We start from the raw sequence: 13,458 nt of genomic DNA, 5'->3' as shown, positions 1-13,458 counted from the left end.
TGGACCACCTCCTTTCAATGTGTTGCCGTATGAGTTCAGCGTGACACAGGAGGATGAACAGTCAATGAATTTGCGCGCGCCTTTGGATCAAATTTCCGACGATGATCCTGAAGGGGATCAAAGCGACGAATGCCTGCGCCAGTTTGACCAGCCAATCGGCAACTGCCAATGAAACCCACAACGGTTGAACGGGGCCGTGGCCCAGCAGCGGAACCAGTTCATTTGCCCAAGAAACATCGTCCGACGGAAACACCGGCGTCAGCCCCGACCAGAACGCGATGGTGAAAAATACGGCAGTATCCAGCACCGATCCGACCACGGTGGCCGCTAGGGGTGGTAGCCACCAGTTGTATTTTCGCAACTGGTTGAACACAGAAATGTCCATCAGCTGCGCCGAAAGGAACGCTGCACCAGATGCGATCGCGATGCGCAGCGTCGTCTTGTCCATTCCGGCGGCGATGACCGAACACAGCACCCCGGTGACAAAACCGGCAAAAACCACCTTGCGCGCGGCCTGGGGTCCATAGACGCGGTTCATGATGTCGGTGACAAGAAAGGCCACCGGATAGGTCAGCGCCCCCCAGGTCAGCCAGTCGCCCAGCAGATGCTGCACAAGAATGTTCGAGGCCACCACCACGATGGCCATGGCGATGACGCCCGGAAGAATACGCATGTCGGATTCCGTTTTGACAAGGTAGCGGAGAACTCGGCCCGGCAAGGGCAGCGCGCCGCATACGCCCGTCAGGTGCGTCTTGTCAACGATTCATCAGGGCAGACGCCATCTCGACCGCGAATGCGCCGTTCATGCCTTGGGTGCTGGTATTGGTCATGGAAAGCAGGATCAGGTCACGGCTGGGATCGATGATCCAGCTATGGCCATAGATGCCGCCCCAGCTGATGCAATCCGCGCCAAGACCGACGCCTGCCAGCCCCGGATCGGTGACGATGGCGCCCGCCCAGCTATGCCCCCAGCCGGGTCCTCGCATCGGATGGGGTTCGGCGATACGGTTCGCAAATGCCTGCCTGCGCAGGTCGTCGGGAATAAAGTTGCCGCTGCGCAACGCCTCAAGCGCCGCCAGCGCGCCGGGAACTGTGCCCGCCATGCCACCGCCGCCCGAAGGATAGGCTGCGGGATCAAGGGCGCGCTCTGGCTGAAAGGAAAACCAGCGGTTCGGCACGCCGGGGATCGGCACGCGGGTCAGACCCTGCATCCGCTGGGGCGCGGGCTGCGCATCGGCGTAATTCGCGGCCAGTCGCGACGGGTCGGCCTGAAACGCGGCATCGATCTGCAGCGGTTGCGTCACCAGCGCGGCCATCGCATCTGGCAGCGGCATGTCTGCTGCGGCCTCGATCACCGCGCCCAGCACATCCGTCGCGATGGAATAGCGCCATGCCGTCCCCGGCACACGATCCAGCGGGACCGAGGCGATGCGGCGCACATTCTCGGCCAGCGTGATGCCGCTGTCGCTGATCCCGTCCGAGACGGCGGCCTGCGGATAGGGGTCGCCCGGACCTTGGGCAAAGGTGTAATCCAGCCCCGCCATATGAGACATCAGGTGATCCACGGTGATCTGGGGCCGCGTCCCATCCGGCAGTGCGGGTGTAAATTCCGGCAGCCAGCGCGTCACCGCATCTTGGGCATCCAGCCTGCCCGACGCCATCAGGCGCAGCGCGGCCAAGGTCGTCAACGGCTTCGTAACCGAGGCATAGCGCAGCCATGTGTCGGGCGTCATGTCGCGTCCCGCCTCGCGGTCGGCCATGCCTGCGGCGCGGGCAAAGACCGTTTGTCCGCCTTGCGCCAGCATCACCATGCAGCCGACGATGCGCTGTTCGGCCAATGCGCTGTCGATGCCGCGATCCAGCGCTTCGGTCATCTGCGCAAGGGTCACGGCTTATCCTCGGTCACGCGGTATTCGACCAGCTCGGTGCGCTGCAACCGGCTGAAATTGTCGTCCGAAATCATGGTCAGGCGAATGCCCTGTTCGTCCTCCCAGACGGAGATGCCTTCCAGATTGTCGTATTGCAGGGGATAGCTGCTTAGCAAAATCTGTTCGTTGGAAAAGCCGTCGGGCCCAAGATCGAAGCGGCGGACGCGGGTGCGAAAGCCCAAAAGGCCAAGAAAGTCCCGCTCCAGCAGGTAAAAGCGGCCATCCGGTCCCATATCGGCCCCGACCGCCAGCCAGTCGCCGCTGCGTGGGATGGAAAACGGCTGGTCCCATTTGCCATCACGGAAACGCCAGACCGGGAACGGCGTACCAAGCGCACCCGAGCGTTCCGGCAGGGTCAGCAGCGTGCCGTCATCCGTAATCGCCAACGCCTCAAGCGAGGAGTTGCGCTGCATCTTCTTGAATTCCTGCGGGCGGGGCAGGGGGGTGGCATTGCTTGTGTGCGTGTCATAGCGGGCCACGCGGGTCAGCCCTTCGAAGCTGACCCAGATCTTACCGTCCTTGCCGATGGCAATGCCTTCGCTGTCGCCGACCCAACCTGGTTTCAGCGCGCGACCGCGACTGTCCTTTAGCCGTGTATGCCCTTCGGGGACCATCTTGGCGATGCGCCCGTCATCGCCGCGTTCGATCCGGCCCCAGCGCATGGTGGCGCGGTCGGACAAAGCGGTAAAGCGCGTGCCGTCATCCTCGATCTCGATCGCGGAGAAGCCGCCGAAATCCTCGTGCGGCATGTGCCAGATATGCGTGCCGACATATTCGACCTGCGGCGGTTCGTTACGCGCCGCCGCCTCGGGCTGGGCGGCGCAGGATTGGGAAAGCGTCACGACGACAGCCAGACCGGCAATGCCCAACCCCGCAAGCGGGCGGCAAGGCCAGGTTCTGCCGACCTGCGCGCCGCCCTTTAGCGGGCGGTGCCGACAAGTTGGCATTGTTGGGGCATCTCACTTAGTCGATAGCTGCGGGGGTGGCGATAGTTCGGATCGGGCGGCACCGGTTTGACGCGGCTGGGATCGATCCGGTTCTTGATCCATTCGGCGGCCTCGGCGCAGCCGTCGCCGGGCGGGGGCGGGTCCTGCTTTTGACAGACCGAGCCGGGCGGGCAGGCCATCCGAACGTGGAAATGATAGTCGTGGTTGTTGATTGGGCGGATCTTGCGCAGATAGGCGCGATTGCCGGTCTCGGTCTGGCACATCGACACCTTGGCGACCGGATCCACAAAGATACGCTCGACCCGCGGGTCCATCGCGGCGGCGCGGATGATCGCCATATGTGCCCCGCTCCACAAAGCCGAGGGGGCGGTTCCGGCGCGGTTGACCACCGATTGCGACGACAGGCTTTCGCGTTGTGCGCGTGTCAGTGACAGGCTGCGCGGCGGCAGCATCCAGATGTCGGCATCCAGCCCAAGCTGGTGGCTGGCATGGCCCGAGGTCATCGGCCCGCCGCGCGGCTGGCCCATATCGCCGATGTAAAGCCCCGGCCAGCCGACCTGCTGGGCGACGCGCGACAGACCGATCAGGAAGCCCACCAGTTCCGGGTGGCCCCAGTTGCGGTTGCGCGACAGGCGCATCGCCTGCCACGAAGGCCCGGATTCCGGCAATTGCACCGCGCCCGAAATGCAGCCCTTGGAATAAAATCCGATGGCGGCGGGCGCGCCACCCGTTGGGCCGGGCACGGAACCGAACACGTCTTTCGCCAATGGATCGGCGGCAACGGGTAACGCCGTCGCCACCGCCAGCACGGCTGCGGTCAGGATTTTGCGGATCACTGCTCGGGTTCTCCTGTTCTTTTGACCCACATTAGCAAAACCAGCGAGATAAGGAACATCACGATCAACGGAGAGATGCCAAGGCGCAGGCTTCCGCTGATATCGGTCGCAACCGCGATCAGAAATGGCGCCAAAAAGGTCGTAGCCTTGCCTGACAAGGCGTAAAGGCCGAATACCTCGGTCGCGCGGTCGGCGGTGGTGTGCAGCACGACCAGCGTGCGGCCCGACGATTGCACGACGCCGCCCGCGCCGCCGATGATCGCGCCGCAGATGAAGAACACGATGTCGGGCAGGCGCGAACCGGGGGCCAGGGGCATTCCCATGAAATTCTCGCGCGTCATGCCGATCACCAGCACGCAGACAAGGATCAGCGCGAAGGTCGCGACGATCGTGACGGGCTTTGGTCCCCAACGCTTGTCCGCGCGCCCCCCGATCCAGCAGATCACCGCCGAGGAAATCGCCGCCACGATGCCAAAGATGCCCGTCAGGATCACCGGCCATTGCAGCACTGCCGCCGCGTAAAGCCCGCCAAAGGCGTAAAGCCCGTTCAGCGCATCGCGGGAAAACATCGACGACAGCAGGAAAGCGGCCAGCGAATGGCGGTTTTTCAGGCTGCGGATCAGGTGCCACAGGTCGCGCAGCGCCGCGCCAAGGCGAACCGGGCGGCGCGGCCCCGGTGTTTCGCGCACCCACAGAAAGAACGGGATCATGAAGACCAGATACCAGATCGCGGTGAAGGGGCCTACGGCGCGCGTCCCCTCTCGTGCTGCGGCGTCCAGCCCGAGGATCGGCGGGATGCCCAGCAGCGTCAGCCCTGTCTGCGCACTTTCGGCCAGCAAAAGCAGCATGACGAACAGCGACAGCACGCCGCCGACATAGCCAAAGGCAAACCCCGAACCCGAGACGCGGCCGACTTCCTCGCGCGGGGCAAGGCCGGGCAGCAGGGCATTGGTAAAGATCGTGGTGAACTCCATCCCGATCAGGCCGATGCCGAAGCAGATGACGGCCAGATGCAGGTTGGGCTGGTCAGGGACCAGATACCAAAGCCCCCAGGCACCCAGCATGTAAAAACACGAAAACAGCCAGATCCACACCATGCGCCGCCCGCTGGTATCGGCAATCGCGCCAAGGACCGGGGCCATGATCGCGATGATGAAACCGGTGATCGACAGCCCGTAGCCCCACAGGCTTTGCGTGGCGGCGCTGGCGGCCTGCGGGTCCAAGCCCTGGGCCGCGAAATGGCGTCCCGCGACCTCGGCGAAATAGACCGGAAAGATGAAGGTGGTCAGCAGCGTCGCATAGGGCTGACTGGCCCAGTCAAAGAACCACCAGCCCCAGATACGTTTGCGTTCCATGCCGGTTTCCCTTTGCGCAACCTTCGCGCGCATAAGGCCAAAGCGCGGTCAGGCTGGCAAGTCGTCTTTCGGATCGGTCGAGGCCAAAGCGGGCAAGGCCGGGGGCCATGGCCGCAGTCCGTCCGCCGCGATCCACGCCTGCACCCAGTCGGGCAGGTCCGGGCTTTCCGGCGACAGGCCCGCCGCCTGCATCACCTGCGCGGGCGCGACGATCCCCTGTTCCGAAGTGATTGCCGCCCGCAGCAGCATATGATTGCAGCATTCGCCGCGCCGCCACATGCTTTGTTCCATATACAGGAACCGCGCATCCCAGCCGATGGTGCGCGATACCATGGTAAAGCGGTCAAAGCCCCGGATGCGGCGGCGATAGCGCACCGAATTCCCCGCGACGGTAATGCCCCAGCCATTCTTGCGCAAAATCCCGATCACTCCCGTCCGCGCCGCCATCGGAATGCGGCCCAGATCGTAAAGCGTCAGGGTGCGACCATTGTTCAGCTCGATCCACGGATCAAGATCCCACGGCCAGCACCGATGGGTCGAGACATGCGGGTCAAGCGGACCCAAGGGCGGCGCGCGGCGCCAGATCAGCATTTCCTTGGCAAAGCGCAGGATGGGATACATGGCGCGCCTCCTTTTCGGGCTTGGGGCTAGCCAACGGGTCACAGCCCGTCAATCGGGACGCTGCGGCGGGTTGCGCAAAGGCACGCCCTCGCTTACCTGTCTTTCGCAACGCTGGATGAGGGATGTGATGGGCACGCTTTTTGAAGCACTGATGTTGATCTTGAATGTGGTGTGGTTCGTGATGATCGCCCATATCATCATGTCCTGGCTGATCAACTTTCAGGTTCTGAACCTGCGCCAGCCGCTGGTCTGGCAAATCTGGAACGGCCTGAGCCGCCTGCTTGAGCCGATCTATGCCCAGGTCCGCGCCATCCTGCCCAATACCGGCGCGCTGGATCTGGCCCCCTTGGTGGTCTTTATCATCATCATCATCGCGCAGCGCGCGTTGGCCAATAACGCGGGCTTCTTCTACGGGTTCTAGGCTATGTCTGCCGCGCCCCTGCTGCGGCAGGTCTTTGGCTTCGACGGGTTTCGCCCCGGTCAGGAGGAAATCGTCACCGCCGTGGCCGAGGGCCAGAACGTGCTGGCGATCATGCCGACCGGCGGCGGCAAGTCGCTGTGCTATCAGCTGCCTGCGCTGATGCGTGACGGGCTGACGGTGGTCATCTCGCCGCTGATCGCCCTGATGCGCGATCAGGTGCGTGCGCTGACCGAGGCGGGCGTGGCCGCAGCCGCCCTGACCAGCGGCAATACCGAGGATGAGAACGCCGAAGTCTGGCGCGCCCTGTCCGCCCGCGAATTGCGGCTGCTGTATATGGCGCCCGAACGGCTGGCCTCGGGCGCGACCATCCCGATGCTTCGCCGCGCCGGTGTGCAGGCGATTGCCGTGGATGAGGCGCATTGCGTCAGCCAATGGGGACACGACTTCCGCCCCGACTACCTGCGCGTGGGCGAATTGCGCGCCGCGCTTGGGGTGCCGCTGGCCGCCTTTACCGCCACCGCCGATGCCGAAACGCGCGACGAAATCGTGGCACGGCTGTTCGGTGGCGACCAGCCGCGGGTGTTCCTGCGCGGCTTTGACCGTCCGAACATCCATCTGGCCTTTCAGCCCAAGGACGGGCCGCGTGCGCAGATCCTGAACTTTGCGCAGGCGCGGCGCGGACAATCGGGCATCGTCTATTGCGGCACGCGGGCAAAAACCGAAACGCTGGCCGGGGCGCTGAACGATTCCGGCCTGCCCTCGGTCGCGTATCACGGCGGGATGGAGGCCGAGGCCCGCCGCGCCGTCGAAACCCGCTTTCAGCGCGAAGATGGGCTGATCGTGACGGCGACTGTTGCCTTTGGCATGGGCATCGACAAGCCCGACATCCGCTGGGTCGCCCATGCCGACCTGCCCAAGTCGATCGAGGCCTATTATCAGGAAATCGGCCGTGGCGGTCGCGACGGCGCACCGGCGGAAACGCTGACGCTTTACGGCTCGGACGACGTGCGCCTGCGCCGCGGCCAGATCGACGAAGGGTTGGCCCCGCCCGAACGCAAATCCGCCGATCACGCGCGGCTGAACGCCCTGCTGGGGCTGGCCGAGGCGGCGACCTGTCGCCGGGTCGCGCTGCTGGGCTATTTCGGGGAAACCGCCGCGCCTTGCGGCAATTGCGATATTTGCGACAACCCGCCTGAGACGTTCGACGGGACCGAGGCCGCGCAAAAGGTGCTGTCCGCCGTTTTGCGGACCGGGCAAAGCTATGGCGCGGGCCATATCATCGACGTGCTGACCGGCAATTCGACCGACCGCATCCGCCAGCGCGGCCATGACCAATTGCCGACCTTTGGCGTGGGACGCGACATTCCCAAGGGGCAGTGGCAGGCGATCATCCGCCAGATGCTGGGCCGCGATCTGCTGCGCCCCGATCCCGAGCGCCATGGCGGGCTGGCCATCACCGCCGCCGCCCATGCCGTCCTGCGCGGAGAGGAGCGCGTGACACTGCGCCGCGATCTGATCTCGAAAGCGCGTCCCGCCGTGGTCGTGCGCACCCAGGTCGATGAGGAGGACGCGCCGCTGCTCTCCGCCCTGAAAGCCAAGCGCCGCGCTCTGGCCGAGGCGGCGCGCGTGCCCGCCTATGTTATCTTTCCCGACCGCACCCTGATCGAGATGGCGCAATCGCGCCCGCAAACGCTGGACGACATGGCCCGCGTGAACGGCGTCGGCGCGAAGAAGCTGGAAAGCTATGGCGAGGAATTCCTACGCGTCATTGCCGGAGAGGTTGCGCCCATGCACCCGGCGCGCAAGGCGCTGGCCGGACGTGCGGCGGGCGATCTGTTCGACCGGCTGACCGATGCGCAGACCCGCCTGAGCCGGGGGCAGGACGGCACCGAAAAGCCGCTTTCCGTCACCACCTCGGTCCTGAAGCGGATTGCGCAGGACCGCCCGCGCGATCTGTCGCGCTATCTGGATGCGCCGCGTCTGGACCGCTTCGGCGCGGCGTTTCTGGCGGAAATCGCTGCGGATTGATCCGCCTGGCGCTATTGATGCGCCGCTGCCCGCGCCCGATCATCGGGTGACGGCATTCCGTCGCCCTCGGGGGCCCTGACTGCAAAGACGGCGCAGTAAAGCGCGGGGACAAAGATCAGCGTGACCAGCGTTCCCGCGATGATCCCGCCCATCATCGCGAAGGCCATCGGACCCCAGAACACCTGATGCGAAATAGGGATCAGCGCCAGACTTGCCGCCGCCGCCGTCAGCAGGATCGGGCGGGCGCGGCTGTCCGACGCCTCGAACACGGCGTCCCATTTGCTGTGACCCATGCCGATCAGCACCTGAATTTCATGCACCAGAATGATCGAGTTGCGGATCAGGATGCCGATCAACGCCAGAACCCCCAGGATCGCGACGAACCCCATGGGCACGCCGAATGGCAAAAGCGCCGCGACCACGCCGATCAGGCCCAGCGGCGCTGCGGCAAAGACGATCAGCGACAGGCGGAAACTTTGCATCTGGATCATCACCAGCAGCGCCATGATCAGCAGCATGATCGGCACGACGGCGGCAATCGGCTGCTGACTTTCGCCCGAAGTTTCGACCGTGCCGCCAACGACCACGCGGACCTGCGCGGGCAAGTCTTCCTCGAATGCTGCGACCTTTTCGGCAAGGGCGGCAATCAGCGTGGCGGGCTGGTCGGCGGTGGCGATGTCGGCCTTGACCGTGACCGTGGGCAGACCGTCGCGCTGCACGATCAGCGGCTGTTCGGTCCCATATTCCAGCTGCGCCAACGAGGCGAGCGGAATGGGCGTGCCCGTCGCCGTCGCCAATTGCAGGTTCTGGATCGATTCCAGCGATTGCCGATCCGCGTCCGACCCGCGCGCCAGCACGTTGATCAGGAAGATCCCATCGCGAAGCTGCGTGATCATCCGCCCAGAAAATGTCCCTGACAGCGCGCCCGCAATGTCTTCGCTGCTGATGCCCACCTGCCGGGCCATGTCCTGATTGACCCGCAGCCGCACCACGCGCGCAGGTTCGCCCCAGTCCAACGAGATATTGCGCAGGCGCGGCTCGGTCGACAGCAGCGAGGCAAGATCGCGCGCCTTGTCGCGCGCCTCGGCAATGTCAGGCGAACTGACGCGGTATTGCACGGGTTTTCCGACCGGGGGGCCGATCTCAAGGTTCTTGATATAGATGTCCGTGCCGACCATCTGACGATTTGCGAATGCGTCGATCTTGGCCTTGAGCCGGTCGCGCGCCGCAAGATCCGGGGTCTGGATCAGAACCTGCCCCATATAGGGGCCGGGCGTCGGGACATCCATCGACAGGACGAAACGCGGCGCACCGCGCCCGACATAGGCGGTGTGAAACAGCGCCTCGTCCTGCTGGTCCAGAAACGCCTCAAGCCGGGCAATATCGGCATCGGTCTTGGCGATCGAGGCATTGGCGCGTTCGGTCACGTCCACGATGATCTCGGTCCGGTCCGAACTGGGGAAAAACTGCTGTTCCACGAACCGCATCCCGAAAACCGACAGGCCGAAGATCGCCACGGTCAGCACGATGGTCGCCCATTTGAACCGCATGGCGATCAGCAACAGCCGGTGAAACACCCGCCGCAGGAAACCGTCCCGTTGCGCATGATGTGCCATGCGGCGCGGCAGCAGCGTGGCCCCCAACAGCGGCGCAAACAGCACCGCGACGATCCAGCTGACGATCAGCGACACCGCGATGACCACGAAAAGCGAAAAGGTGAATTCCCCCGCCGCCGAATTGTTCAGCCCGATGGGAATGAAGCCTGCCACCGTGACCAGCGTGCCGGTCAGCATCGGAAACGCGATCGAGGTCCACGCATAACTGGCGGCGTTTTCCAGCGTTTCGCCGACTTCCAGCCGCGAGATCATGGTTTCGATCGCGATCATCGCGTCATCGACCAAAAGCCCCAGCGCGATGATCAGCGCCCCCAGAGAGATGCGCTGCAAGGTGATGCCGTAAAGGTCCAGAATGACGAATGTGATTGCCAGCACCAGCGGAATGGTCAGCGTCACGACGAACCCGGCGCGCAGCCCAAGGCTGACAAAACTGACCAGCAGCACGATCCCCACCGCCTCGGCCAGCGCCTTGACGAAATGGCCGACGGCTTCGTCCACGACATGCGGTTGATCGGCGAATTTCGCCATCTCGATGCCCACCGGAATATCGCGCGCGATCTGGGTCATCAGCGCATCGACCTGCTTGCCGAATTCCAGAATATTGCCGCCGTCGCGCATGCCGATCTGCAGGCCGATGGCATCCCTGCCGTTATGGCGGAACAACTCGCTTGGTGGATCCTGATAGCCGCGCCGGACGGTCGCAACGTCACCGATATTGAAGAACCGATCCCCCACGCGCAGGTTCACGGCGGCGATGCTGGCGGCATCTTCGAACTGGCCACCCACGCGCACCAGCACCTGTTCCGGCCCCGCCTGCACGATCCCCGAAGGAGAAATGGCGTTCTGCGTGGCCAGCGTCTGCACCACCTCATTATGGTTCAGACCCAGCGCCGCCAGCCGCGCCGAGGAAAATTCCAGATATATCTCCTCGGTCCGCACCCCCAAAAGCGTGGTCTTTCCGGCCAATGGGATCGCCTGCACCTGTTTGCGGATGTCCTCGACCCGGTCACGCAATTCGCGTTGGGTAAATCCGTCAGCGGTAAAGGCATAGATATTGCCGAACACGTCCCCGAAATCGTCGTTGAACTGGAACCCCTCGAATTCCTGCGGGAAATTGGGGCGGATGTCCGACATCATGTTGCGCACCCGCTGCCAGACCGCAGGCACCTCGGGACCGCGAATGGTCGGATCAAGTTCGACATAGACGATGGAATGGCCGGGCATCGTGACCGAGCGGGTAAATTTCAGCTCATCCAGCTCTTCAAGCTTGGTTTCGATCCGCGTGGTGACCTGATCCAGCGTGTCGTCAATATCCGCACCGGGCAGTGATGCGGTGATCACCATGACCTTGATGGTAAAGTTCGGGTCTTCCTCGCGCCCCAGTCGCAAATAGCTGTAGGTGCCGGCCAGCATCGACAGGATCAGCAGGAACCACACCAGCGAACGGTGATGCAGCGCCCAGTCGGACAGATTGAAACGGCCCTGCTTCATGGTCTGACGCTTGCCCCGACGGCTTGCCCGTCGCTGAGCGAGTTGACACCGCGCACCACCACCTCATCCCCCGGATCTATGCCGGACAGGATGCCGATGGTGCCGCCGATCTCGGCACCCGCCATCTGGACCGGGCGCAGCGCGACCGTGCGGCCATTGCCCGCGGTGCTGACCACCCAGACATACGGCGCGCCATCTTGCGTCAGAATGGCGCTTGCGGGCACGGTCACGCGCTTCATTCCCTGCATCGACGGGCGGGCGCGCACCAATGCACCCAGCCGGAAACCTTCGGGCCTATCCAGCGCCAGATGGACACGGCGCGTCCGGGTCGCGGCATCAGCCACAGGCTCGATCAGCGAGATGCGGGCGGCCGAGAGGTTGCCGGGATCGCTTTCGGACCAGATTTCAAACTGATCGCCGTCCTTCATCCGTGCCAGCATGGCGGGGTGCAGATCGATCACCGCCTCAAGATCATTCTGGGCTGCAAGCTGCATGATCGTGTCCCCGGCATTGACGACGGCGCCGGGATTGGTCGTCACGTCGCTGATGACGCCATCGAAGGGCGCGCGCATTTCTGCAAAAAGCTCGGCATCGCGGGCGCGCACCAGTTCGGATTGCGATTGCTGCGCGGCGGCGGTCGCGGCGACCAGCGTCTGTTCGGCTTGTTCAAGCTGCGCGGTCGTGGCGACATTGCGCCGCGCCAATGCGCGTGTGCGTTCCGCAGTCGCCTGCGCGGTGCGCAGCTCAACGCTGGCGGCATCGGCGGTCGCCTGCGCGGCGCGGACGTCATCCTGCAGATCCTTGGGATCAAGTGCAGCCAGCAGCTGATCCTTTCGCACGACCGCCCCTATATCGACCAGACGCTGACTTAACCGACCCAGCGTCTGAAACGCCAGCGAAACCTCGGTCCTGGCGCGGATCACGCCGGGGATCGAGTGGTCGTTGGGCATGGTGTCGCTGACGATGATGCTGGCGATGGGGCGGGGGCGGTCCGCAGCCTTCTCTGGTGCGGGCGACCAGGGCCATGCCGCAGCGGGGAACGCAGCGGCGGCAAATAACACGGCAAGAAGCGTTCGCAGGATCATTGCGCCCCCGCATCCGAATGCTGATCGACGACCTTGCGTCCGGGATACAGCAACTGTGACCCCGCGCCGACGACGATCTGCCCGGCATCCAGCCCGGACCCGACGATGACCGAGCCATCGGCAAATCGCTCAATATGCACGGGGGTCAGGCGCGCGCGCCGGTCGTTGTCCACGATCCAGACGGCATGTTCATGTCCAACGGCTGTCAGCGCGGTCCATGGCACCGATATGCCCTGTCCCGCCGGAAAATGCACCGATCCGCGCACGGCCATACCCAGAAGATCGAAATTCTCAGGCGGATCGTCAATCCGCGCGCGGGCCAGCACCGAGCCGGTGGCAGGATCGACCAGCGGCGCGATTTCGGTCACATGGGCTGTCATGCGCAGGTCTGGAAAGTCTATGCCCTGCAAGCTGACGGGCGCACCGATCGCGCGGCGTAGCAATGTCGTGTCGGGGGTCTGAAACACGACCTCGCGACCCGTCGAGGAAGCAAGCGAGATCACCGCCTGCGCGGCACCCACGATCTGACCGGGCTCGACCCGTCTGGTCGTGACGATAGCATCGGTGGGTGCGCGGATGACGGTGTCCTCCAGCGCGCGGGCGGCCTGATCCTGCCCTGTCCTGGCCTGAGCAAGTCCGCGTTGCGCCGATGACAGGGCCTGATTCGTCGCGTCCAGTTCCGCACGGGTGCCCACGCCACGATCCAGCATGGCGCTAGCACGGTTGCGGGCCTGCCGTGTCTGCGCCTCGGTCGCCTGGGCCGCCGCGACGGCCGCTTCTGCCACGTGCAACGCCTGTTCCTGCTGCAAGGCGTCGATCCGCGCCAAAGCCTGACCGGCCGTGACCGAGTCACCTTCGTCCACGAAGACCTGATCGATGCGACCGCCCTGACGAAATCCTATATCGACCGTATCGGTGGCGGCCACTGTCCCGGTCAGGGCCGCGTCAAACACCAAGGGCCCCTGTTCGACGGTGACAAACTCGACGACAAGATCGCTCTCTGCCCGTCCGGGGTTGACCAGGCAAAGCAGCAAAACAGGTGTCAGCAGCAGGCGCAGCATTTGCGAGCCCCATGATCTAACCGGCATTATGCCCGGTTTCTTAACAACGTGGGCAGAATTGTCGAAACT

The 13,458-nt window shown here is 64.3% G+C and carries 11 protein-coding genes; 2 read left to right on the top strand and 9 right to left on the bottom strand.

Annotation, left to right across the window (positions count from 1 at the left end; translation table 11 throughout):
- Nucleotides 1-61: 61 nt before the first annotated feature.
- The 6 genes from FN835_RS11460 to FN835_RS11435 form a co-directional block, all read right to left on the bottom strand.
- Complete coding sequence (locus tag FN835_RS11460; RefSeq protein WP_142663361.1) at nt 62-673, bottom strand: queuosine precursor transporter; 612 nt, start codon at nt 671-673, stop codon at nt 62-64.
- Nucleotides 674-755: 82 nt separating this feature from the next.
- Nucleotides 756-1,889 (bottom strand): serine hydrolase domain-containing protein, encoded by a 1,134-nt coding sequence (locus FN835_RS11455; protein ID WP_142663360.1) that lies wholly within the window; start codon nt 1,887-1,889, stop codon nt 756-758.
- The gene (locus FN835_RS11450; protein ID WP_246098714.1) at nt 1,886-2,770 is read right to left on the bottom strand and encodes an esterase-like activity of phytase family protein; all 885 of its coding nucleotides are present in this window, start codon (nt 2,768-2,770) and stop codon (nt 1,886-1,888) included. The genes FN835_RS11455 and FN835_RS11450 overlap by 4 nt, the downstream gene beginning before the upstream one ends.
- 77 nt (nt 2,771-2,847) lie before the next feature.
- Complete coding sequence (gene mepA, locus FN835_RS11445; protein WP_142663358.1) at nt 2,848-3,711, bottom strand: penicillin-insensitive murein endopeptidase; 864 nt, start codon at nt 3,709-3,711, stop codon at nt 2,848-2,850.
- Nucleotides 3,708-5,066, bottom strand: a complete 1,359-nt coding sequence (locus FN835_RS11440) for an MFS transporter (protein WP_142663357.1) — start codon at nt 5,064-5,066, stop codon at nt 3,708-3,710. Before FN835_RS11440 ends, mepA begins: the two co-directional genes overlap by 4 nt.
- A 48-nt stretch (nt 5,067-5,114) precedes the next feature.
- Nucleotides 5,115-5,687, bottom strand: coding sequence for an acyl-CoA thioesterase (locus FN835_RS11435; RefSeq protein ID WP_142663356.1), 573 nt, complete (start codon nt 5,685-5,687; stop codon nt 5,115-5,117).
- 127 nt (nt 5,688-5,814) lie between these two features.
- Here FN835_RS11435 and FN835_RS11430 point away from each other — a divergent pair, with 127 nt between their 5' ends.
- Both FN835_RS11430 and recQ read left to right on the top strand, forming a co-directional pair.
- Nucleotides 5,815-6,108 carry a YggT family protein gene (locus tag FN835_RS11430; RefSeq protein ID WP_142663355.1) on the top strand — a complete coding sequence of 98 codons (294 nt, stop codon included), beginning with the start codon at nt 5,815-5,817 and terminating at the stop codon, nt 6,106-6,108.
- 3 nt (nt 6,109-6,111) lie between these two features.
- The gene (gene recQ / locus FN835_RS11425; protein ID WP_142663354.1) at nt 6,112-8,136 is read left to right on the top strand and encodes a DNA helicase RecQ; all 2,025 of its coding nucleotides are present in this window, start codon (nt 6,112-6,114) and stop codon (nt 8,134-8,136) included.
- Nucleotides 8,137-8,147: 11 nt separating this feature from the next.
- On the opposite strand, the gene FN835_RS11420 is transcribed toward recQ, so the two are convergent.
- From FN835_RS11420 to FN835_RS11410, 3 genes are read right to left on the bottom strand one after another with little or no spacing between them, the layout of a single operon-like run.
- Nucleotides 8,148-11,243: an efflux RND transporter permease subunit gene (locus tag FN835_RS11420; RefSeq protein ID WP_142663353.1), complete on the bottom strand. Its 3,096-nt coding sequence runs from the start codon at nt 11,241-11,243 to the stop codon at nt 8,148-8,150.
- Nucleotides 11,240-12,328: an efflux RND transporter periplasmic adaptor subunit gene (locus FN835_RS11415; protein WP_142663352.1), complete on the bottom strand. Its 1,089-nt coding sequence runs from the start codon at nt 12,326-12,328 to the stop codon at nt 11,240-11,242. The genes FN835_RS11420 and FN835_RS11415 overlap by 4 nt, the downstream gene beginning before the upstream one ends.
- A complete protein-coding gene (locus tag FN835_RS11410) occupies nt 12,325-13,389 on the bottom strand; it encodes an efflux RND transporter periplasmic adaptor subunit (protein WP_142663351.1) in 1,065 nt (354 codons plus the stop codon). Before FN835_RS11410 ends, FN835_RS11415 begins: the two co-directional genes overlap by 4 nt.
- Between the last annotated feature and the right edge of the window lie 69 nt (nt 13,390-13,458).

The sequence above is a fragment of the Paracoccus laeviglucosivorans genome (assembly GCF_900182695.1).
GTDB lineage: Bacteria > Pseudomonadota > Alphaproteobacteria > Rhodobacterales > Rhodobacteraceae > Paracoccus > Paracoccus laeviglucosivorans.
Note: the sequence above shows the minus strand (reverse complement) of the source record. Positions and strands in the feature narration are given on the sequence as shown.

Bases quoted from the DNA above. Each gene is read 5' to 3' on its own strand.
- FN835_RS11430 (WP_142663355.1), top strand. From the start codon at position 5,815: ATGGGCACGCTTTTTGAAGCACTGATGTTGATCTTGAATGTGGTGTGG.
- FN835_RS11410 (WP_142663351.1), bottom strand. From the start codon at position 13,389: ATGCTGCGCCTGCTGCTGACACCTGTTTTGCTGCTTTGCCTGGTCAAC.
- FN835_RS11440 (WP_142663357.1), bottom strand. From the start codon at position 5,066: ATGGAACGCAAACGTATCTGGGGCTGGTGGTTCTTTGACTGGGCCAGT.
- recQ (WP_142663354.1), top strand. From the start codon at position 6,112: ATGTCTGCCGCGCCCCTGCTGCGGCAGGTCTTTGGCTTCGACGGGTTT.
- FN835_RS11415 (WP_142663352.1), bottom strand. From the start codon at position 12,328: ATGATCCTGCGAACGCTTCTTGCCGTGTTATTTGCCGCCGCTGCGTTC.
- FN835_RS11435 (WP_142663356.1), bottom strand. From the start codon at position 5,687: ATGTATCCCATCCTGCGCTTTGCCAAGGAAATGCTGATCTGGCGCCGC.
- FN835_RS11460 (WP_142663361.1), bottom strand. From the start codon at position 673: ATGCGTATTCTTCCGGGCGTCATCGCCATGGCCATCGTGGTGGTGGCC.
- FN835_RS11420 (WP_142663353.1), bottom strand. From the start codon at position 11,243: ATGAAGCAGGGCCGTTTCAATCTGTCCGACTGGGCGCTGCATCACCGT.